This window comes from Massilia niastensis DSM 21313, assembly GCF_000382345.1.
GTDB classification, from domain to species: domain Bacteria; phylum Pseudomonadota; class Gammaproteobacteria; order Burkholderiales; family Burkholderiaceae_D; genus Telluria; species Telluria niastensis.
The window spans coordinates 30778-51589 of sequence record NZ_KB908111.1 but is presented as its reverse complement, the minus strand read 5'-3'; the positions used below and the strand labels follow the sequence as shown (position 1 = coordinate 51589).

Below are 20812 nucleotides of genomic sequence, written 5' to 3'. Positions count from 1 at the left end.
AGGCCCCTCCAAGTGCAAGAGCAACACGCATTCCCCTTCCTGCGGGAAATCCTCCTGTTCCTGATCCTCTCCGGCATCCTGATCCCGACCCTGCAGCGCCTGCGCATCAACCAGGTGCTCGGCTTCCTGGCGGTCGGCACCCTGGCCGGCCCCTTCGGCCTCGGCCTGCTGGCCGACGAGTATCCGCTGTTCTCCCACCTCACCTTCCCCAGCGGCCAGGGCGTCTCGATGCTGGCCGAGATCGGGGTGCTGTTCCTGATGTTCATGATCGGCCTGGAGCTGTCCGCCGCCCGCCTGTGGGCCATGCGGCGCTGGGTGTTCGGCGCCGGCAGCGCCCAGGTGGCCGCCAGCGCGGTCCTGATCGGCGGCGCGCTCTACCTGGCCGGGCTGCCGGGCCAGGCCGCCGTGATCCTCGGCCTGGTGCTGTCGCTGTCCTCCACCGCCGTCGTGATGCAGCTGATGGCCCAGCAGCAAAGCACCGGCACCCGCCTCGGACAGGCCGCCTTCGCCGTCCTGATGCTGCAGGACCTGGCCGTGGTGCCGATCCTGATCCTGATCGGCGCCCTCGGACGCGGCGGCGGCGACGGTATCGCCATGCTGACCCTGGTCACGATGGCCAAGGCCGCCGGCGCCATCGCCCTGATCTACCTGGTCGGCGGGCGCATCATCCATCCGCTGTTCCGCGCCTTCGCCCGGCACCGCCAGCCGGACGTGTTCATGGCCCTGATCCTGCTTTCCACCTTCGGCATCGCCGGCCTGTCGGCCGCCGCCGGGCTGTCGATGGCGCTCGGCGCCCTGATCGCCGGCCTGCTGCTGGCCGAGACCGAGTTCAAGCACGAGGTCGAACTCATGGTCGAGCCCTTCAAGGGCCTGCTCATGGGCCTGTTCTTCATGAGCGTCGGGATGCTCATCGATACCCGCCAGATCCTCGAAGCCCCGCTCTGGCTGGCCGCCTTCGTCGCCGGCCTGGTGCTGCTCAAGGCCCTGGTGGTCGCCCTGCTGTTCCGCGCCGGCGGCCTGTCCTGGGGCCGCGCCGTCGAAGGCGGCCTGCTGCTGGGCCAGGGCGGCGAATTCGCCTTCATCGTGATCGGCGCCGCCATGGGCGCGAAGCTGCTCGACCCGGCGCTGGGCGCGCGCGTCATGCTGGCGGTCGGCCTGTCGCTGTTCATCACGCCGATGCTGGCGCGCCTGGGCCGCTCCATCGGCGACCGCTGGGAACGCGACGAGCGCGAGCAGGCCGCCACCCAGGACGAGCGCGCCCTCGCCACGGCGCGCGGACGCATCATCATCGCCGGCTTCGGACGGGTCGGGCAGCAGCTCGCCAAGCTGCTGGACGAGCAGAAGATCCCCTACGTCGCCTTCGAGAACGACGCCAGGCTGGTGTCGAAGCTGCACGCCCAGGGCGTGCCGGTCTACTTCGGCAACGCCGCGCGCCCGGAACTGCTGCGCCGCGTGCACGCCGAGGAAGCGCCCGCGATCGTGCTGACGATGGACCACCCGGCGTCGGCCATGCAGGCGGTGCGCGGCATCCGGCGCGAATTCCCGCACGCGCGCCTGTTCGTGCGCTCGCGCGACGAAAAGCATGCGCGCGCGCTGCGCCTGGCCGGGGCCAGCGTGGTGGTGCCGGAGACGCTCGAAGCCAGCCTGCAGCTGTCCGCCTTCGTGCTGGAAGCGATGGGACTGGACGAGCGCGTGGTGGACGACATCGTCGACCAGGAGCGCGACCAGTTCGCCGCCAAGCTGCTGGAACCGCAGCAGCCGGCCGCCTGAGCCGCGCCCGCGACTGCCGAGTCGCGCACGCCAGACACGCCCGGGCCGGCGGCGCGCCGCCGCGCTATGCTCGATACCTCCATCACCGAGTCGAGGTGCGGCATGCCGGTCCGCTACGCTTTCGCTGTCGTCCTTGCGCTGGTCCTGTCCGGCCTGGCGCATGCACAGCAACCAGTCACGGTCACCCTGCGCAGTACCGGCACGATGACGGCCACCGAGCTGGTCCAGGCCGAACTCGGCTTGCCCGAGAGCTTCCGCTACGAGCTCGTCACGACCGCCCTGCTCGACCGCGACAAGGAATGGGGGCCGCTGCCGGCGATGGAGGGCGACCAGGCCGGCATGACGCTGATCGTCGGCGACCGCTCGATCCGCTTTCCGGACCGCGCCAGCCTTGCCACTACCTTCGCCACCTACGGTGCATGGGAGCTCGACGGCCGCCAGACCGGGTACTTCGAGCACGACTTCGACATCTTCACCCTGGACTGGTATTCGGTGGGCGGCTACCACCGCGGACACTGGCCCGACGGCAGCTTTCCCGGCTCCCAGGACTTCAGCCTTCAGGAATGGGCATTCGACGGGCCGCGCGCCGCCGACGTGTTCATCGTCCTGAGCACCAGCCTGACCGACCACGGCTGGCTGATCGGCGAGGCCGGGCATTTTTCCATGTCGATCAGCGCGGTACCGGAGTCGCGCCAGGGCATCCTGCTCGTTGCAGGCATGCTGCTGCTCGGTCTCGGCGGCGCCGTGCGCCGGGCGCGGCCCGCGCGGCCGCCGCTTACTTCAGCGTGAGGACCCACTTCGCCAGTATCCTGGCGTCGGCCTCGGATACTTGCGGATTGGCGGGCATGGGGACGGGCCCCCAGGCGCCGGTACTGCCTTTGAGCACCTTCGCCGCCAGCCTGGCTTCGGCGTCCGGCTGTCCCGCATACTTCGTGGCCACATCCTTGAGTGCAGGACCGACCACCTTGTTTGCAAGCGCATGGCAAGCCATGCAGTTCCTGGCCTTCGCCAGGTCGGCATTGGCCATTGCGCCCTGCGCCACGAACATCGTCATGGCGCCCATACCGACAATAAGAATACGCTTCACAGGTCCCCCGTTTCCATCTCGCGCATTCTAAGGTCTGGCGCGCTGCCTCGGCATTGATTCGATGAATGCCTGCCATTGACCGCACGCCGGCCGGATCCGCCGCGACCTCACCCCATGGCGGCCCGCTGCGCCGCCACGCAGCCCCACCACGCCGCTTCCTCGAACACCGAGAAGCCGGACAGGTCGCCGTGCGCGAACAGCAGCGGCCCGTCCGCCTCGCGCAGCGCGCGCAGGCCCGCATTCGCGCGGAAGCCCGGCTGCGGGATCGCCATCGCATGCGCGCGCACGGTGATGTCGACCCGCTCCACGCAAGGAGCCAGGGTCCAGCCATAGGCCTGCTTCAGGTCGGCGCTGGCCAGTGCCAGCAGTTCCTCCGCGCCCGCTTCCTGCAGCCAGCGCCGCGCGTCCCGGGGAGTGCGCTGCGACAGCGCCATGTAGGCGGTGAACACGGTCTTCGCGGGCGGGCGCACCCGGAGGTCCTGGTGGGTCGACACCACATAGCCCAGGCCCTGCCCCCCATGCACCACGTTGTCCCAGGACAGCGGCGCCTCGCCCAGCTCGCGCGGGAAATCGCGCATCAGGAAGTTGCTGACCATCCAGGGCGCGTAGGCCGGCAGGTGGCTGCCCGCATCGAAGCCCAGTTCGCCGATGCCTTCGACCACGCGCGCGGCGACGAACAGCGGCATCGCGCACACCATGCGGCGCGCGCGCACCAGGAAGCTGCGCGGCTTGCCGCCTTCCAGGGTGAAGCACAGGGCTTCCGCCCGGCCGTCCTTCACGCGCACGGAGGCCGCCGTTCCGGCGCGGCGCCGTCCCGCCGCGCGCGCCGCCAGCGCCTCGGCCAGCGGCGCCAGGCCGCCCGGCCAGGTCAGCAGCGCGTTCTCGTCCGCATTCGCGGCCTCGCCCCAGCGCCCGGCGAAGTAATGCACGCCGGCCCAGGCCGAGACGCGGTCGGCGGCCGCGCCATAGTCGTCGCGGCAGCAGTAGTCGAGGTACCAGCGCAGGCCGGGCGCGCGGTAGCCTTCGCGCTCCAGCCACTGGGCGAAGCTCAGGCGGTCGAGCTCCGCGAACGCCGCATCGTTCGACGACAGCACCGACGGGAACACGAAGCCGCGCCGCCCGTCGGCCCCGGCCTGGCGGCGCAGGCGCTCCATGTGCGCGAAGAAGCGCCGCTGCTGCGCCAGCTCGTCCGCGCTGGCGCCTTCCACCGGCAGCAGCCCGTCGTGCCAGCGGCCGTCGAGCAGCAGGCGTTCCCCGGGGCCGTGCAGGATGTAGCGCTCGTCGTAATAGGGCCGCGCGGCCATGGCATCGCGCCGGATCACGCCAAGATCGAGGAGCATCTCGCGCACATGGGCCGATTCCGGCCCCGGCAAGGGCAGGTAGTGCGCGCCGGTCGGGCAGGCGAATTCGCCGAAGCCGCTCCCGGCCGCGTTGCCGAAGGCTTCGGGGCCATCGAACAGCAGGAAGTCGCGCCGGCCCAGCCGGTCGAGCTTCCAGGCCGCGCTCAGTCCCGCGATGCCCGAGCCGAGGATGGCCACGTCGGTGTCGATGACTTCGGCAGGCGGCGGCAGTTGCGTGCGATCGCGCAGGACATGCCCTTCCACCCGTCCCGGATGGCTTACCTTGGGCGTGATCTCCAGCCAGTGCAGGAAACCGGCGCCGCCGGCCAGGCCGGCCAGCCCCGCCCCGCCGGCGGACATGAGGAAGGAACGGCGGTCCATCAGCGGATCACCCGGCTCCAGTCTTCCTCGAACTCGCGCACCAGCGACTGGCTGTCGAGGCGGTTGGGCGGCATGGCCAGGCGCTGCATGTCGGGCGGGAAGGCGAACATCGCGCGCGTGGTCTCGGCGTTCAGGTAGCGCATCGGCAGGCGATAGCGTTCGGGCAGTTCGAACCGTCCCTGCGGCGAAGCCAGCACGAAGCCCCATTCGCCGAAGGACGGCACGTACAGGTGGTAGGGCCAGGTGCGCAGGCCCACTTCGCGCAGGGTGGCGTCGATGGTCCAGTAGGCGTGCGGCGCGAAGAACGGCGAGGTCGACTGCACCGCGATCATGCCGTTGGCGGCCACGTGCTTGCGCAGCACGCCGTAGAACGGCACCGAGTACAGCTTGCCCAGCGCGAAGCTGGACGGATCGGGGAAGTCGACGATGGCCACGTCGTACATGCCGGCTTCGCGCTGCAGCCAGATCGCGGCATCGGCATTGACCACCTTGACCCGCTTGTCCTTCAGCGCGCCGGCGTTCAGCTTCACCAGCTCGGGCCGGGTGGCGAAGGCGCCGGTCATCTGCGGGTCGAGGTCGACCAGGGTCACTTCCTCGACCTGCGGATAGCGCAGCACCTCGCGCAGCGCCAGCCCGTCGCCGCCGCCCAGCACCAGCACCTTGCGCGCCCACGGCGCCGCATGCATGGCCGGGTGCACCAGCGCCTCGTGGTAGCGGTATTCGTCGCGCGAGGAGAACTGCAGGTTGCCGTTGATGTACAGGCGCAGGTCGTCCTTCCAGCGCGTGATCACCAGCCGCTGGTAGGGGGTGGTGGTCGAGTACACCACCTCGTCGCCGAACAGGCCGCGCTCGCCCCATTCGACCATCCGGTCCGACAGGCCGAAGCCCAGCGCCAGCACGAACAGCACCGCGCCGGCGCGGATCGCCCGCCCGCCCAGGTCGGCCAGCTCGGCGCGGAACACGTACAGGGTCCAGATGGCGACGCCGACGTTGAGCATCCCGAACAGGAAGCCGGTGCGCACCAGTCCCAGGTGCGGGGCCAGCACCAGCGGGAACAATAGCGACACGGCCAGCGCGCCAAGATAGTCGAAGGTCAGCACCCGGCTCACGATCTCGGCGAAGCCGGTGCGGCGCTCGTTCAGCGCGCGCATCACCAGCGGCACTTCCATGCCGACCATGGCGCCGATCAGGAACACGGTCACGTACAGCACGGTGCGGAACGGCGCCGCCATCCAGGTATAGGTGAAGAACAGCACGGCCGCCGACAGGCCGCCGATCAGGCCCACCGCCAGCTCGATGTCGATGAAGCGCGACAGCACGTCCTCGTCGCGTACATACTTGGAGACATGGGCGCCCACGCCCATCGCGAACAGGTAGCAGCCGATAATGGTGGAGAACTGCAGCACCGAGTCGCCCAGCAGGTAGCTCGACAGCGCGCCGGCGATCAGTTCGTACGCCAGGCCGCAGGACGCGACGACGAACACCGACAGGATCAGAATTTTTTTGGTCATCCAGGTTTTTTTGCTCTAAGATCGCGCTGCTGACAGTTTTATAATTTCTATGGAGAACGCCGTGCCCGCCATCCTAAACTATCTGCTGCACCTGACGACGGCTGTTGCATTGGTGATGGGATTTTTTGTGGTGTACACGCGGGTCACGCCCTATGATGAAGTCAACCTGATCCGCCAGGGCAACCGCGCGGCGGCGCTCTCGCTGGGCGGCACCCTGCTCGGCTTCTCGCTGACGATCGCCTCGGCCCTGATGCACACCGGCGATTACTACGAGTTCCTCGGCTGGGGCGCGCTCGGCATGCTGATCCAGGTGCTGGTGTACGTGATCGCGACGCGCATGCTGCGCATGTCGAAGGACCAGATCGAGGCCGACAACGCCGGCTTCGGCGGCCTGCTCGGCGCCATCTCGCTGTCGATCGGCCTGGTCAACGCCGGCAGCATTTCCTGATACAAGAAACACCCATCCCGCACGCATACGGAGGAGTCCATGTCTCTCGGTTCTTTCATCAAGAAGCAGTTTATCGACGTCCTGCAGTGGAACGAGGAGAGCGAGGGCGTGCTCGCCTGGCGCCACCCGATGGAGGACTTCGAGATCCAGAACGGCGCGATCCTGAACGTGCGCGAGTCGCAGGTCGCGGTGTTCGTGGACGAGGGCCGCATCGCCGACGTGTTCGGCCCCGGCACCCACCGCCTGACCACCAGCACCCTGCCGGTGCTGACCAACCTGAAGAACTGGGACAAGCTGTTCGCCTCCCCGTTCAAGTCGGACGTGTACTTCTTCAGCACCCGGGTGCAGACCGGGCGCCGCTGGGGCACCACCCAGCCGGTGACGATCCGCGACAAGGATTTCGACATGATCCGGGTGCGCGCCTTCGGCATGTATTCCTACCGTATCGCCGACCCGCGCAAGTTCTTCACCGAGATCAGCGGCACCCGCGCCCAGTACACCCGCGACGAGGTCGAGGACCAGCTGCGCGGCATCATGCTGGCGACCATGGCCAACTCGCTGGGCGCCTCGAAGATCGCCTTCCTCGACATGGCCGCCAACCAGACCCTGATGGCGCAGCAGATCCGCGGCGATCTCGGTGACGCCTTCGCGCGCTACGGCGTGGGCCTGGACGAATTCAACGTCGCCAGCGTCAGCCTGCCGGAAGAACTGCAGGGCGCCCTCGACGAGCGCATCTCGGCCGGCATGAAGGCCAGCCTGGGCGCCGACAAGATGGGCAGCTTCACCCAGTTCCAGGTGGCCAGCAGCATTCCGCTGGCGGCCCGGAACGAAGGCGGCATCGCCGGCATCGGCGCGGGCGCCGGCGCCGGCATCGCGATCGGCCAGGCCATGGCCCAGGGCATGACCGGCGCCTTCGCCCCGCCCCAGCCGCCCGCCGTTCCGGCATCCGGCGAATCGATCGAGGACCGCCTCGCCAAGCTCAAGGGATTGCTCGACAAGGGACTGATCTCGCAGGCCGACTACGACAGCACGAAAGCCGAGCTGCTCAAGAAGCTGATCGGCTGAGCGGCCGAACGACACACTCCATGCTGCGAGTTTCCTGCCCTTCCTGCGGCGCACCCGTCCAGTTCCGCTCGCACGCCTCCGTCATGGCGGTGTGCGAGTACTGCCGCACGACCGTGCACAAGGACGCCGGCGCGGTGCGCGACCTGGGCAAGCTGTCCGAGGTGCTGGAAGACTATTCGCCGATCCAGCTCGGCACCTCGGGCAAGGTGGGAGGACGCGGCTTCACCGTGATCGGCCGCATCCAGCTGCGCTATCCGGCGGGCCTGTGGAACGAGTGGTTCCTGATGTACGACGACGGCGCCAGCGGCTGGCTGGGCGACGCCTCGGGGCAGTACATGGTGACCAGCGAACGCCCGCTGCCGCCCGGGTGGCCGGCGTTCGATGCGATCCGGGTCGGCGGACAGCACGACCTGGGCGCCGGCCTGTACGTGGTCTCGGACAAGCGTACGGCCCGGTGCACCGGCGGCCAGGGCGAGCTGCCGTTCAGGGTCGGCGACGGCTGGCAGGCGCGCGTGGCCGACCTGCGCCTGGGCGCTTCCTTCGCCACCCTCGACTACTCCGACGGCGACACGCCGGTGCTGTACGGCGGCGTCGCCGTCACGCTGGAGAGCATGCAGTGCCAGCTGCTGCGCGACGACGAAGCCATCAAGGCCAGCGCGGGCCGCTACCGGGGCAGGGTCGCCCCGCTCTCCTGCCCCAACTGCGGCGCCGCCATCGCCTACCTGCCCGGCCTGGCGGGCAACCTGGTCTGCCAGGCCTGCGCCACCCGCATCGACGCCAGTGCGCCCGAGGCCGTGGTGCTGGAAACCGGCGAGCGCGCCGCCGCGGTGCCCCTGACCCTGGCGCTGGGCCAGGAAGCGAAGATCGGCGCGAACGACTACCGCGTGCTCGGCGCCATGAAGCGCATGGACGACGACGGCGAGGAATGGACCGAGTACCTGTTGTACAGCACCAAGGCGCAGTTCTTCTGGCTGGTGGAAACCGGCGAGGGCTGGTGGCGCTCGGACGTGATGGACGAGTGGCCCCTGCCGGGCACGCCGGCCGTGCCCGCGGCCACCCTGCAGCGCGTGTCCTACGAGCGCACGCTCGACTATCCGGCGCGCGTGACCTGGGCCGCCGGCGCCTTCAACTGGCGGGTGGCGGTCGGCGACCGCATGCGGGTGCGCGAATTCGAGCACGGCCAGGCCAGCCTGAGCGCCGAATCGAACGAGGAGGAACTGGGCTGGTCGCGTTCGACGCCGGTGGCCTTCGACCAGGTGCGCGCCTGGTTCAAGCTGCCCGCACCGCCCAAGCCGGTGAAGAAGGCGCTCGGCAAGGGCGACCTGAAATGGCGCTTCCTGCTGTGGATCGTCGGGCTCAACTTGATCCCTTTGCTCCTGAATTTCGGCGAGACCCTGGTCTGGCTGTGCGTGGCCCTGGCGGCGCTGTTCCTCCCGCCCGGCATCGTCAAGAAAGGCGAACATGAATAAGCGCTTCTTCGCCTACGCGCTGGCGGTGACCGTGATCACCACCATCCTCTGCTGGGTCAACATGTTCGATTCCGCGCGCAACAGCGGCGGCTTCCGGAGCGGCTACGGCTCGGGCGGCTCGACCTATTCGGGCGGCGGCCACAAGTGACGACCCCGCATCGCCCCGCCGGCATCCACCTGCTGGCCGACCTGGGCGGCGTCGACGCCGCCCTGCTCAGCGAACCGAGCCGGATCGATGCGCTGCTGCGCGAGGCGGCGCTGGCCGCCGGCGCCCGCATCCTGCACAGCCACTTCCACGCCTTCGGTCCCGGCATGGGCGTGACCGGGGTGCTGCTGCTGGCCGAATCGCACATCTCGATCCATACCTGGCCGGAACACGGCTTCGCGGCGGCCGACATCTTCATGTGCGGCGAGGCCCGGCCGCAGCGCGCGCTCGAGCTCATCGAGGAGGCCCTGCGCCCGGCCACGCGGACCGTCCGGACCGTCGAACGCGGCCAGCCATGATCGGTCTGCATCAAGCATCGATCGGCCGCATGACGCAATCCGGGACCGCTCCCTCCGCGCCGCCGCCCCTGCTCGGGCAGCACACCGAGGAGGGGCCGGGATGGTTCTTTAGTGCAGTTTGTGCTTGAAGTCGGACAGTTCGTCGTGCACGCGCATCACCATCGATGCGACCTGCGGTGACGGCTGGGCGCTACGGCAGACGCGCTTGGCCTCGTCGCCGATCGCTTCCAGGTTGTCGATGCACTCGATGATGTCGGACTCCTGGTTCGACTGCATGACGCTCTGGGCGCGGCCGGTTTCGTCGGCCAGTTTATGGATGCAGTCCCGGATCTCGCTCGGGATGCTCTGGTCGCTCTGGCAGACGCTTTCGGCCTGGTTCACGACTTGCTGGACTTGGCTGAAGCGCTGTTTGATTTCGGCAGGTTGCAACATGATTGACCTCCTGAAAGTTGTGCGGATTTCCGCTGGAGCTTACAAGCTGGTACCCCATCCGGTGCTTATCAAGCTCGCCACCGCATCGGTGGCGGGACAAAGACGGGGCATGACCTTCCCTGTTGACATTCCCCGGTCAGTCCCCGGGGCCCTCGCCCGGCATCGTGTCCGCCATCAAGCGTAGCTCTTCCGGCGTCAATTCTTCCGGTTTCTTGCCTTCCAGTCCGTCGAAGTTATCGGCGGACTGCACATGTGGCTGTACGTCCTGTTTCTGCTGCGGTTCCGGGGCCTGCGCCGGCGCGGCCGTTGCCGGATCCTGCGCTTGCTGATCATTGGCCATACCGTCCTCCTTCCTGCGATCCTCGACATCGAGCAGTCTGACACAGACGCGTCCCGGATGGCGTCCCGGTGACCATCGTCCAGATTTTCGGACGCACCGTTCCCGATTCACCGGCTTGTGAGGGGTGTAGCCAGCCCATATGCTTTTGAGCATCCTTCCCTGCGAGTCCTTCAACATGAATCAATTGAATTGCCTGCCGCAAAGCGCGGTATTCTGGGGCGCCGACATCCTGGCTCCCACCGTCGCCCGCTTCGGCGAATACGAGATCGAGCGTCCGATCACCTTCACGGTGGCGCCCCTGGAACAGCTGAACCGCATCCATGTCCAGCCGAATCTCAGGGACGGTGTCGGCAGCTTCGCCGACCTGCCGCCGCACGTGCCCGACGTCGCCGTCCGGAAAGGCCTCGAAGCCTGCCTCGAACGCGGGGCCAGGTCGATCATCGCCCTGGGTGGAGGCTCGGTGCTCGACGCCGCCAAGGCCGTCTCCCACCTGCACTACCAGCGAACCGGCCGCTTCCTGCCGATCGCGGCCCTGCCGACCACGCTGTCCGGATCGGAGTTTTCCCATTACTTCGGCATCACCGAGACCACCGGCAGGGAAAAGTTCAAGCGCAGCTACGCGATCCGCGAGACCGTCCCCAACGTGGTGGCGATCGATCCCGCCCTCATCCTCGATACCCCGCGCGCGCTGCTGCTGTCCTCGGCCATCAAGGGCATGGACCATGCGGTGGAAGGCATGCGCAAGGTGGGCGAGGACCATCCGCACGCGATCATGGCGGCCAGCGGACTGGAACGCTTCTTCACCGTCCTCGAGAAGTGGCCGCGCGAGCTCGAGACCCGCCGCGCCGTCGACAGCGGCCTGGTGACGGCCGAGGACCTGCTGCAGCTCCAGCTCGCCGCCTGGCAATGCTATTTCTCGCCAGCCTCGGTCCTCTATGGGCTCAGCCACCGCATCGGCCATATCCTCGGCGGCACCTTCGGCCTGCCGCACAGCGTCACCTCGTGCATCACCCTGGCCCCGGTGATCCGCGCCTGCGCCGGCTACTACGGTCCGAAGCTCGATGCGCTGGCGCCGCCGGCCGGCACGAACAGCGCCGCCGACCGGCTGGCCGACCGCATCGCCGCCCTGGTGTACTCGCTCGGCCTGCCCGACCGGATCAGCCATTTCGACATCGACAAGTCGCAACTGGGCGCGGTCGCCACCCTGCTCAAGCTGAACTACGCGAACGAGGTGGCCGACCTCGGCAGCGACGCCTCCGCCAAGCTCGAGGCCCTGCTGGAGAGCCTGTGGTGAGCGGCCGTCCGCTGGCGCTGGGGCAGGCCCGTTCTGCGCTGGCCGAGGGACGCCTGAGCGCCACCGCCCTGGTGCAGGAGGCACTGGCCGCCGCCGACGCCAGCCAGGACAGGATCAGGGCGTTCGCCGCGATTGCGCGCCAGGAGGCGCTGGCGGCCGCCGCCGAAAGCGACCGCCGCCTCGCCACCGGCACCGCCCGGCCGCTCGAAGGCTTGCCGATCGGCGTCAAGGACCTGATCGACACCAGGGGCATCGAGACGCGCTACGGCTCGGCCGCCTACGTCGGCAACGTTCCCCGGGCAGACGCCGCCATCGTGCGCACCCTGGTCGAGCAGGGTGCGATCGTGATCGGCAAGACCGCGACCCACGAATTCGCCTGGGGCGTCACGACCGCCAGCAGCGCGTTCGGCAGCACGCTCAATCCGCACGATCCGCGCCATATCCCGGGCGGCTCCAGCGGCGGCGCGGCGGCGGCGATCGCCTGCGGCGCGGTCGCCGCCGGCCTGGGCACCGATACCGGCGGCTCGGTCCGCATTCCGGCGGCCCTGTGCGGCGTGGCCGGATTCAAGCCGACCCGCGGCGTGCTCCCGACCCAGGGCATCTTCCCGCTGGCGCCCAGCCTGGACCACCCGGGCCTGCTGGGCGCCGGCGTGGCCGACATCGTGCTGCTGGCGGGCGCCCTCGGCATCGGGCTCGGCGAGCATGCCGCCGCCGCGCTGCGCCTGGGGGTGATCGACGCCATCGCGCCGGTTCCGCTGGAGGACGGCGTGGCCGCGGACATGGCGGACGCGCTCGCGCTCCTGGGCCGGGTCCATGCCTGCGGCGCGATCGACAGCGCCGGCCTGTTCGACGGCGCCTTCCAGACCTTCGCCGGGATCGTCCTGGCCGAGGGCGGCATGGTCCACTTCGGACGCAGCGACTGGGACTTCATCGCCGCGCGCTACGGCGCCGAGACGGTCGACCGCCTGCGGCGCGCCAGGGGCGTGGCGCTGGGCGACTACGCGCACTGGCAGCAGGAACGGCGCCGCTTCGCGCCCCGGCTCGAGCGCGCCATGCGCGATGTCGACTACCTGGTCCTGCCGACCTGCCCGTGCGCGGCGCCGCGCGTGGAACAATCGAGCGTGACGATCGGCGCCTGGACCGGCACCGAGCGCGAGGCGCTGATGACCTATACCGCGCCGTTCAACCTGGCCGGCTTCCCGGCGATCTCGATTCCCCTGCCCGCACGTCCGGGCCGCCTGCCCACAGGGCTGCAGCTGGTCGGCCGGCCCGGGGACGACGGCGGCCTGCTGCGGCTGGCGCTGCGGGTCGAAGCCCTGCTGGCCGCGGGCTAGCCGTCGAAGGCCGTCGCCTTGGGAATCTCGACGGCGAGGAAGTCGACCAGGGCGCGCACGGCCGGCAGCATGCCGGTGCGGGAAGGCATCAGGGCCGTGATGCGGGCGTCCGCGGCCACCCATCCGGGAAGGACCGGCAGCAGCGTACCGGCCCTGAGCTCGGCCTTGCAGATATATGCGGGCAAGGCGGCGATCCCCAGGTTGGCGCAGGCCGCCTCCTTGATCGCGATCATGTCGTTGCTCTGGAAGCGGGGCGCCATCGGGATCGTCGCTTCCTCGCCGGCGGGTCCGCGCAGCTGCCATTGCAGCGGTCCGTCGCGCACGATCGAGAGGGTCGCATGACCGGCCAGGTCGTCGACATGCGCCGGCATGCCCGTCTTCGCCAGGTATTCGGAGCCGGCGAACAGGGACCAGGGCACGCGCGCAATGGCGCGCTGGACCAGGGTCGAATCCTGCAGGTCCGCGACATGCCCCCGGATCGCCAGGTCGAATCCCTCGCCGATCATGTCGACCAGCCTGTCGGTCGAGATCTGCACGATCTGCACCTTGGGATGGCGGTCCAGGAACACCGGCAGCAGGTCGCGCAGTGCGAATTGCGCGAGTTCGGCGGGGGTCGTGACGCGGATGACGCCACTCGGTTCCAACAGCCTTTGCCGCACGGCCTCCTCCGCAATCTCCGAGCTGCTCAGCATCGCCAGGGCGTATCGATAGAATTCGCTGCCGATGTCCGTCATGCCGAACTGGCGCGAGGTGCGGTTAATCAGGCGCACGCCGAGGTAGGATTCCAGTTCCTGGATCCGGTGGCTGAGCGTCGACTTGGGCAGGCGCAGGCTCGATCCGGCAGCGGTGAAACCGCCGCGGTCGATGACCTGAACGAAGTAATAGACGTCTTTTAAATCTAACATCTGGCCCTTGCGTGTGGAGTGATGACGGCATGCCTGGCGCGGCCGTTCGATGATATCAAGCAGCCGGCTTGCCGCCCATCCCGCTTGAGTGGCGGTTCAGCTGTTTGGCAGTTTTTATCGGGAACTTGTCAGTCGCCGGGGCGAGATGACTCATTAAAATCGTGGTGCGGGCCGATCGATCGGCGCATGATGCGATCGACACCGTCGTGAAGGGAACCAGACCATGTTGCGCCTGTTTGATAGCCGGCTATCCGGAAACTCGTGGAAAGTACGGATCCTGCTGAACCAGCTCGGGCTCCCGTACGAACGGATCACGCTGGAGCTCGAGGAAGGCGCGGCCGGCACCCCCGAGTTCCGCAAGCTCAGCCGGTTTGCGCGCGTCCCGGTGCTCCAGCTCGAAGACGGGCGCGCGCTCGTCGAGTCGGGCGCCATCCTGCTCTACCTGGCGAACGGCACGCGCTACCTGCCCGACGACCCCTACCTGCGTGCGGACATCGCCAGCTGGCTGCTGTTCGAGCAGGGCGACCTGCAAAGGGCGCTCAGCCTGTGCCGCGTCTACCACCTGCGCGGCCTGGCCGAGCGGATGGCGCCGCAGATCGAGCGCCTGCACACGGAAGGCTACCTCGGGCTCGAGAAACTCGACCAGTGGCTGCAAGGGCGCCACTGGCTGGTCGGCGACGGCTACACGGTCGCCGATCTCGGCGTCTTCGCCTACGTCGCACTGGCCGCGCAAGGCGGCTTCGAGATGAGGAAGTTCGCCGCCATCGGACAGTGGATGGCGCGGGTCAGGCAGCAGCCCGGCTGGATCGACCTGTCGCATGCCGCCTGAACGGCGCGCGGCCGCGCGGCCGCGCCCCGCCCTCCATCACGCCGCCCGCGGATCACGCAGGGCGCGGGCGACCGAGGTGACGCGCCGGCCCTGGTATTGCGCGACCGCCAGGTGGTCCCCGTCCGGCGTCAGCGCATCCTGGTTCGACACGTGGGTGGCGCCATACGGGGTGCCGGCCTTGAACATCGCAGGGTCGGCGTAACCGAGCGGCACGATGATCAGGCCCAGGTGGGCCATCGGTCCGTAGAGCGACAGCAGGGTCGCTTCGTTGCCGCCGTGCCTGGACGAGGTCGAGCCGAACACCGAACCCGCCTTGCCATTCAGCTTGCCCGCGAACCACAGGCCGCCCAGGCTGTCGATATAGGCCTTCAATTCGGAGGAGACGGAGCCGAAGCGGGTCGGCGTGCCGAAGACGATGGCGTCGGCCCACTCGGCGTCGGCCTCGGTCGGCGCCGGGTATTGTTCGTTCATGGCGTCCGCCGCGTCGACCCAGCCGGGCACCTGCTGCATGAGGTCGCGGCCGACGAGTTCGCGGGCCCGGCGCAGGCGTACTTCGGCGCCTTCCGCCGCTGCTCCTCGCGCGATCGCGTTGGCGAGGATCTCGGTCGAGCTGTTGCGGGAATAAAAAACGATCAGGATTCTTGGTTTGGACATGGTGTTGGCTGTGGATGAAAAACGTGGGCTGCGCATGCCTGCGCGGCCGTGGGATGAACCGGCTGCCAGGCCGGCCTAGACGGCAATCGGTTCGAGCCGGCCGAGCAGTTCGTCCTTGCGCTCCTTCAGCCAGGGCGGCAACTGGAACTCGGCGCCGAGCGCTTCCCGCGGCTCGTCGATCAGGAATCCGATGTCGGTGGTGGTCGCCTCGAACATCACGCCGCCCGGCATCTTGAAGTACATCGAGCGGAAGTAGTTGCGATGCACCGATTCGGAGGTATCGATATGGCCCATCGACATCAGCCTGTCCTTCAGGACCATCTGCTGGTCGACGTTATCGACCGCGAAGGCGACATGGTGGATCGTGCCTTCGCCATAGATCGACGAACCTTGCAGGCGATCCGGCTCATGCTGGAATTCGACGACGGTTCCCGGTCCGCCGCCGGCGATCTCGAAACGGTGGTAGGGCCCCTCTTCTCCCACGTAGCGGAAGTCGAGCGCCTCCTTCATGAAGATGATCGACTCGGCGACCTCGCGCAGCGACAGCGTGATGCTGTGCACGCCGCGAATCGCGAACTGCTCGGGGATGTCGCTGGCCACGCAGGCGGGACGGGTGTCGCGCTCGGTCGCGACCAGGTCGAACTCGATGCCGCAGGGATGCTGGAAGCGCAGGCGCTGTTCGCCGAAGCGCGTGCTCACGGTTTCGAATGGAAGCTTCCTGGCCGCGAAACGGGCCTGCCAGAAATCCAGCGAATCCCTGGGCACCGAATAATTGATGACCCTGATCTGGCCCGAGCCCGGACGCGCCTTGACGCCCCGCTGGCGGAACGGGAAGGACGTCACGAGCGTGCCGGCATCGCCATTGGCGTTGCCGTAGTAGAGGTGATAGATCGGTTCGTCGCCGTCCAGCAGCACCGTCTTCTTGACCAGGCTTTGTCCCAGCAGTTTCACATAGAAGTCGATATCTTCTTGCGCTCCGCTGACGCCGGCGGTCAGGTGGTGAAAACCCTTGATTAATGACATGTGTATCTCCTGTTTCTGTTTGTTGAAGGAAGGGGGGAACCTCAATCGGCGACGAAAGTCACGAATTCGTCGAGCGGCAGCCTGGGCACCGTCATCCGGTTTTCCGGCAGGCTGTCGTCGGCCCAGCCGAGCGACATGCCGGCCACGACCATCTGCTCCTCGGCGAGCCCGAGTTCGGCGCGCAGCAGCGGGTGCTGCAGCGACCAGATCTGCTGGGGACAGGTATCGAGCCCCCTGCCCCGCGCCGCCAGCATGATGTTTTGAAGGAAGCCGCCGTAGCACAGGAAGCTTGCCCATTCGAGCCGGCGGTCCATCGTGAAGATGATGCCCACCGGCGCATCGAAGAAGCGGAACTGGCGCTCGACGTCGCGCCGCCGCTTGACCTTGTCGCTCCTGCAGCAGCCCTGCGCATCGCCTAGCTGGCCGCGGAAGCCGTTGAAGCGGCTCGCATACGGCTCGTGCAGCGGCTGGGGGAAGAAGGGATATTCCGGCGCCTGCCCGTCGGGCGCGGCGCGGTAGGCATCGACGGCCAGCGTGGTGATGCGTTCGCGCGCCGCGCCGGTGATGACATAGCAGCGCCAGGGCTGGCTGTTGCTCGAACTGGGCGCGCTGCCCGCCGCCGCGAGAATGTCCTTCACCATCGCCATGTCGACCGCTTGATCCAGGAAGCCGCGCTTGGAGCGGCGCTTGCGGATCACCTCATCGATGAACGGATTCGTCTCCATATAGTCTCCTTGCCGGGGTGTGGCGTGAGGCCGTCCCCGTTTGTTGGGTGTCTGTGACGGGACCTAGCTTAGGAGGATTTTTTTGGAGCGGGAAGCCGCTGGGCTTGTACGCATGGTTCCGGATTCGCGAACGATGAAAACCGCATCGAATCGTTCCAGTTCCTGGACGCAGCGTCCGGGAGCGCCGGCTTGTGGCTGTGTAAAGCGGTGCTTATGCTGTCGTCACGATCAGGCGCCAGCACAGCGCACCGACCGACATCGACAACATGGAGACGACATGAGCGATACCGCGACCCTCGACAGCCACCAGGCGGCCACCCCTCCCGACGGGCACACACCCTATAGTGCGTGGCTGCAGACCGACCTGCTCCACTCCCTGCAGCGCACCCTGACCGATCATCCCGGCGAACACGCCTGGAACACGCATGTGCAGGTGACCGAACTCTACTGGATGCTCATCATCAGGGAACTCCAGAGCGCGCAACGCTGCCTGCGCGCCGACGACCTGGCGCAGGCCTGCCGGACCCTGCGCCGCATCGTCGCGCATCACGAGGCGCTCGACGCCAACTGGCGCCTGATCGAATGGATGACGCCGAACGACCTGTTCGCCATCCTGACGCGCGTCGTCGCCACCTACGGCAAGGATACGGCGCTGCAGGGCTGGACCTATCGCCAGATGGTCTACCTGCTGGGGATCAAGCAGGAAGAACACCTGCAGCATTTCACGCCGCAGCCCCGGCGCCGGGAACAGCTGGACCGGGCGCTGGCGGAACCCAGCCTGTATGACGATGTCCTGGCCTATTTCAGCCGCATCGGCATGGAGGTGCCGAAGGCCTTGCTGGAGCGCGACCTGCGCGCGCCCTATGTCCCGGACGGGCGGGTCGAGCAGATATGGCGCGCCATTTATGCCGAGCCGAATGCGCATGCCGGACTCCAGCAGCTCGGCGAAACGCTGGCCGATATCGCGCAAGGATTCTGCCAGTGGAAGTACCGCCACCTGATGGCGACCCGCCGCACCTTCGGTGCGCGGCCCGCCTACTTCGGCACCGAAGGCGTCGCATGGCTGGCGCCGACGCTGGACGAGATTCCGTTCCCGGAACTGTGGTCGGCGCGCACCCATATCGGCACGCCGCAGGCGGCCTGTCCGCACCAGGCCAGCCGGGAGCGCTGACGCGCGCGACGCCTCCCTGCGCCGGCGGGCGCAGGGAAGCCGCCCTTACAGCTGGTTCAATGGAATGGCGATGCCGATCACCTTGTACTGCTTCGGAAAGGCCCCGCGCACGGTGGCCTTGCCGGTCGACAGCTTGATGCTGTACAGCTTGTTCCCCTCTTCCGAGTAGAGCGAGGCCAGCGCCTGCACGTCGACCGTCACGCCGGCGCGTACCGTGCTGTAGATATCGAAGCCGACCGCCGGCGCGGCGTCGCTTCCCAGCTTGCCGGTGGCCGCCAGCGTGCCGTCGTTCGGCGGCGATTGCAGCGCGACCTGGTCCAGCAGGGTGTCGAGCGCATACAGGGTCGTGGCGGTGAGCGGGGACAGGTCGTTGTTGGTGTACGCCGACCCGGTGACCTGGGTCGCGGCCGGGCCGACCGCGTTCACCGGGGTGGCGGGCGGATAGTCGAGGGGATCGTCGACCACGGTGACGCCGCCCGTGTTGACGTTGTGCCGCAGGTTCTGGCCGGTATCGCTGACGATGCGCAGGCGGTCCGCGGCGGGATTGAAATCCACGCCGAACGCGCTGCCCTGCAGCGGCACCGACAGGTTGTTCACCTTGGTGGCCACCGCGTTGCGCAGGTTGATCACGTACACGCCGCCGGTCCTGCTGACGCCGTACAGCCTGTTGTCCTGTACCCGGAAATCGATCCCCACCAGCTCATCGCCCCGCATCAGGCCACTGATGGCGCCGATGCTGCGCGCGTTGCCGGGGCGATGTTCGCTGAAGCACACGAGCCGCATGTCGTCGGTCAGGCCGATGACCCGCAAGGCACCCGACTGCCAGCGCTTGTCGTCGGTGTCGCAACCCGGGCGCCAGCGGTCCTTCGAATCGTCGTCGGCCATGGCCGGCAGGGACAGGGCGGCACAGGCCGCGGCAACTGCTATCTTGGCTATCTTCTTCACAATGCTTCTCCCAGAAAATGCTGTCTGCCCACGCCGAAGCGCTCGTGCTGCGCCGTGGGACGAGGAAGGTGTCGCGGCGTGATGGACGAGCCGGCGGCGCAACACGATGACCGGAGCGCGATGGATCCGATACCCTGACTACGCGGGACGGCGGCCGCTGGATGCAGCCGGATCAAAATAAATCGGAAGGCGTTTCCGGGAGGAAGGAAGTTGGCAAGGCCGAGGAATGCCGGAAGCACGCGAACAGCCGCGCGCGCCTACATCCTGACCGCGCGGCCGATGTACAGGATCGGCCCGGTGGGCCGGCCGATCGGCGAGCCGCTGGCCGGTTCCAGCGTGATCTCGAACAGCTGGTTCGGCTGCACCGGCGGCAGCTTGTCGAGGCGCACGTCGACCGCCTGGCCCGGCGTGACCAGGCCCAGCGACACCGGCCCTTTCCAGTCGTCGGCCTTGGTCCACAGCTGCAGCGCGCGCTGGTCCGGCAAGGCCGTCCTGGCCAGCGGCTCCAGGCGCAGGGTGCCGGCGCCGGTCATCCTGATCACCCAGCCGGGCGCCATGTCCTGCGGCGCGGCCAGCACGACCATGTAGCGCGGCTGCTCGACGGCCTGCATGCGCACCCCGAGCACCGCCGCCATGATCGCGGCGGCCGCGAAGCCGCCCGCGGCCAGGCCGCGCCAGAGGTTCAGCCGGTTCCACCAGCCCGCCGCCTGCGCCGCCTGCCCCGCCTCGCCCAGCGGCGCGGGCGGCGCCAGGCTGTGCTCGATGCGCGCCCACAGTCCGGCGGAAGGCGCGACCGGTTCCGCCAGGCTGGTCAGGGGCAGCAGGCGTTCTTCCCAGTATTGGACGGCGGCGCGCAGCGCGGCATCGTCGCGCAGCGCCTGCTCCACTTCCCGGCGGCGCTCGGCCGACAGGGTGCCGAGGACGTATTCCCCGGCCAGTTCATGGGGGTCGCGTACCGGGCTCATTGCATGCACTCCCGCAGCGCGTCCAGGCCGCGCCTGATCCATGCCTTGACCGTCCCCAGCGGCGACGCCAGGCGCTCGGCGATTTCGCTGTGCGTGCAGCCGTCCACGTAGGCGAACAGGATGCTGTTGCGTTTTCCGGTCTCGAGCTGCTTCAGGCAATCGTGGAGCCGCCCGAGGTCGGCGCGCAGTTCGAACGGATCGGCATGGCGGGCGTCGGCCGCGGCATCGTTGCCGATGGCTTCCATGGCCTCCTCGTCGACCAGGACTTCGTGCGCCTTGCGCCGGACCGCGTCCAGCGCCTGGTGCCGCACCACGGCATACATCCAGCCGCGGCCGGCGCCGCGCCTGGGGTCGAAGCTGCCGGCCCGGGTCCAGATGCTGACGAAGGCGTCGTGCAGCACGTCTTCGGCCGCCTGCCGTTCGCGCACGATGCGCAGCGCCACGCCCAGCAGGCGCGCGCCTTCCTGGTCGTAGAGGCGGCGCAAGGCCTGCCGGTCCCCACGGGCACAGGCGCTCAGGGCGGCGTCATAGTCGAACTCGTCGGGGGCGCTGGTCACGGCAGCTGGTCCGCAGGGGTGGGCCGGGGCGGAGGGCCCCGGTGTCGATGCATTATAGCGAAT

Annotated in this window: 23 protein-coding genes; 11 read left to right on the top strand and 12 right to left on the bottom strand. The window is 68.4% G+C overall.

Translation table 11 applies throughout. The features are described from left to right. The first annotated feature begins 12 nt into the window (after positions 1-12). Together H162_RS0119540 and H162_RS0119535 are read left to right on the top strand one after the other, a co-directional pair. A complete protein-coding gene (locus H162_RS0119540) occupies positions 13-1770 on the top strand; it encodes a cation:proton antiporter domain-containing protein (protein ID WP_020655183.1) in 1758 nt (585 codons plus the stop codon). A 102-nt stretch (positions 1771-1872) separates the two neighbouring features. Then, positions 1873-2559 carry a hypothetical protein gene (locus H162_RS0119535; protein WP_156885705.1) on the top strand — a complete coding sequence of 229 codons (687 nt, stop codon included), beginning with the start codon at positions 1873-1875 and terminating at the stop codon, positions 2557-2559. On the opposite strand, the gene H162_RS0119530 is transcribed toward H162_RS0119535, so the two are convergent. The 3 genes from H162_RS0119530 to H162_RS0119520 all read right to left on the bottom strand — a co-directional run bounded on the left by H162_RS0119530 (position 2546) and on the right by H162_RS0119520 (position 6089). Then, positions 2546-2833, bottom strand: coding sequence for a c-type cytochrome (locus H162_RS0119530; protein ID WP_020655181.1), 288 nt, complete (start codon positions 2831-2833; stop codon positions 2546-2548). The two genes, H162_RS0119535 and H162_RS0119530, sit on opposite strands and share 14 nt — an antisense overlap. 131 nt (positions 2834-2964) lie before the next feature. Further along, on the bottom strand, positions 2965-4578 hold the full coding sequence (locus tag H162_RS0119525) for an NAD(P)-binding protein (RefSeq protein ID WP_020655180.1): 1614 nt from the start codon (positions 4576-4578) through the stop codon (positions 2965-2967). Beyond that, complete coding sequence (locus H162_RS0119520; protein ID WP_020655179.1) at positions 4578-6089, bottom strand: polyamine aminopropyltransferase; 1512 nt, start codon at positions 6087-6089, stop codon at positions 4578-4580. The genes H162_RS0119525 and H162_RS0119520 overlap by 1 nt, the downstream gene beginning before the upstream one ends. 61 nt (positions 6090-6150) lie before the next feature. Here H162_RS0119520 and H162_RS0119515 point away from each other — a divergent pair, with 61 nt between their 5' ends. Genes H162_RS0119515 through speD form a run of 5 tightly spaced genes read left to right on the top strand, consistent with a single transcriptional unit; the run spans position 6151 to position 9575 of the window. After that, on the top strand, positions 6151-6537 hold the full coding sequence (locus H162_RS0119515) for a DUF350 domain-containing protein (RefSeq protein ID WP_040787725.1): 387 nt from the start codon (positions 6151-6153) through the stop codon (positions 6535-6537). A gap of 39 nt (positions 6538-6576) precedes the next feature. Then, positions 6577-7602, top strand: a complete 1026-nt coding sequence (locus H162_RS0119510) for an SPFH domain-containing protein (protein ID WP_020655177.1) — start codon at positions 6577-6579, stop codon at positions 7600-7602. A 20-nt stretch (positions 7603-7622) separates the two neighbouring features. Further along, on the top strand, positions 7623-9071 hold the full coding sequence (locus H162_RS0119505; protein ID WP_040787712.1) for a DUF4178 domain-containing protein: 1449 nt from the start codon (positions 7623-7625) through the stop codon (positions 9069-9071). Further along, the gene (locus H162_RS34175) at positions 9064-9219 is read left to right on the top strand and encodes a hypothetical protein (RefSeq protein ID WP_020655175.1); all 156 of its coding nucleotides are present in this window, start codon (positions 9064-9066) and stop codon (positions 9217-9219) included. The genes H162_RS0119505 and H162_RS34175 overlap by 8 nt, the downstream gene beginning before the upstream one ends. Continuing rightward, positions 9216-9575, top strand: coding sequence for an adenosylmethionine decarboxylase (speD, locus tag H162_RS0119495; protein ID WP_020655174.1), 360 nt, complete (start codon positions 9216-9218; stop codon positions 9573-9575). Before H162_RS34175 ends, speD begins: the two co-directional genes overlap by 4 nt. Positions 9576-9683: 108 nt before the next feature. Here the strand turns inward: speD and H162_RS0119490 are convergent, their stop codons facing one another. Next, positions 9684-10007 carry a hypothetical protein gene (locus H162_RS0119490; protein ID WP_020655173.1) on the bottom strand — a complete coding sequence of 108 codons (324 nt, stop codon included), beginning with the start codon at positions 10005-10007 and terminating at the stop codon, positions 9684-9686. 136 nt (positions 10008-10143) lie between these two features. Then, a complete protein-coding gene (locus H162_RS0119485) occupies positions 10144-10347 on the bottom strand; it encodes a hypothetical protein (protein WP_020655172.1) in 204 nt (67 codons plus the stop codon). 175 nt (positions 10348-10522) lie between these two features. Here H162_RS0119485 and H162_RS0119480 point away from each other — a divergent pair, with 175 nt between their 5' ends. Beyond that, on the top strand, positions 10523-11641 hold the full coding sequence (locus tag H162_RS0119480; protein WP_026354852.1) for an iron-containing alcohol dehydrogenase: 1119 nt from the start codon (positions 10523-10525) through the stop codon (positions 11639-11641). Continuing rightward, positions 11635-12975 (top strand): amidase, encoded by a 1341-nt coding sequence (locus H162_RS0119475; protein WP_020655170.1) that lies wholly within the window; start codon positions 11635-11637, stop codon positions 12973-12975. Before H162_RS0119480 ends, H162_RS0119475 begins: the two co-directional genes overlap by 7 nt. Here H162_RS0119475 and H162_RS0119470 read toward each other — a convergent pair. Continuing rightward, positions 12972-13880 (bottom strand): LysR substrate-binding domain-containing protein, encoded by a 909-nt coding sequence (locus H162_RS0119470; RefSeq protein WP_020655169.1) that lies wholly within the window; start codon positions 13878-13880, stop codon positions 12972-12974. The genes H162_RS0119475 and H162_RS0119470 overlap by 4 nt on opposite strands. A gap of 223 nt (positions 13881-14103) precedes the next feature. On the opposite strand from H162_RS0119470, the gene H162_RS0119465 reads away from it, so the two are divergent. Further along, the gene (locus H162_RS0119465; protein WP_020655168.1) at positions 14104-14709 is read left to right on the top strand and encodes a glutathione S-transferase family protein; all 606 of its coding nucleotides are present in this window, start codon (positions 14104-14106) and stop codon (positions 14707-14709) included. Positions 14710-14745: 36 nt separating this feature from the next. On the opposite strand, the gene wrbA is transcribed toward H162_RS0119465, so the two are convergent. From wrbA to H162_RS0119450, 3 genes are all read right to left on the bottom strand, one after another. Next, positions 14746-15363 (bottom strand): NAD(P)H:quinone oxidoreductase, encoded by a 618-nt coding sequence (gene wrbA, locus H162_RS0119460; protein WP_020655167.1) that lies wholly within the window; start codon positions 15361-15363, stop codon positions 14746-14748. 75 nt (positions 15364-15438) lie between these two features. Further along, entirely contained in the window at positions 15439-16386 is a 948-nt protein-coding gene (locus H162_RS0119455) for a ring-cleaving dioxygenase (RefSeq protein WP_020655166.1), read from the bottom strand. A gap of 41 nt (positions 16387-16427) precedes the next feature. Continuing rightward, positions 16428-17111: a nitroreductase gene (locus tag H162_RS0119450; RefSeq protein ID WP_020655165.1), complete on the bottom strand. Its 684-nt coding sequence runs from the start codon at positions 17109-17111 to the stop codon at positions 16428-16430. A gap of 277 nt (positions 17112-17388) precedes the next feature. On the opposite strand from H162_RS0119450, the gene H162_RS0119445 reads away from it, so the two are divergent. Continuing rightward, positions 17389-18282 (top strand): tryptophan 2,3-dioxygenase, encoded by an 894-nt coding sequence (locus tag H162_RS0119445; RefSeq protein WP_020655164.1) that lies wholly within the window; start codon positions 17389-17391, stop codon positions 18280-18282. A 45-nt stretch (positions 18283-18327) separates the two neighbouring features. Here H162_RS0119445 and H162_RS0119440 read toward each other — a convergent pair whose 3' ends face one another. From H162_RS0119440 to H162_RS0119430, 3 genes are all read right to left on the bottom strand, one after another. Beyond that, positions 18328-19227: a DUF4394 domain-containing protein gene (locus H162_RS0119440; RefSeq protein ID WP_211223726.1), complete on the bottom strand. Its 900-nt coding sequence runs from the start codon at positions 19225-19227 to the stop codon at positions 18328-18330. A 257-nt stretch (positions 19228-19484) separates the two neighbouring features. Next, positions 19485-20192 carry an anti-sigma factor gene (locus H162_RS0119435; RefSeq protein ID WP_020655162.1) on the bottom strand — a complete coding sequence of 236 codons (708 nt, stop codon included), beginning with the start codon at positions 20190-20192 and terminating at the stop codon, positions 19485-19487. After that, positions 20189-20749, bottom strand: a complete 561-nt coding sequence (locus tag H162_RS0119430) for a sigma-70 family RNA polymerase sigma factor (RefSeq protein ID WP_020655161.1) — start codon at positions 20747-20749, stop codon at positions 20189-20191. The genes H162_RS0119435 and H162_RS0119430 overlap by 4 nt, the downstream gene beginning before the upstream one ends. Positions 20750-20812 lie beyond the last annotated feature (63 nt).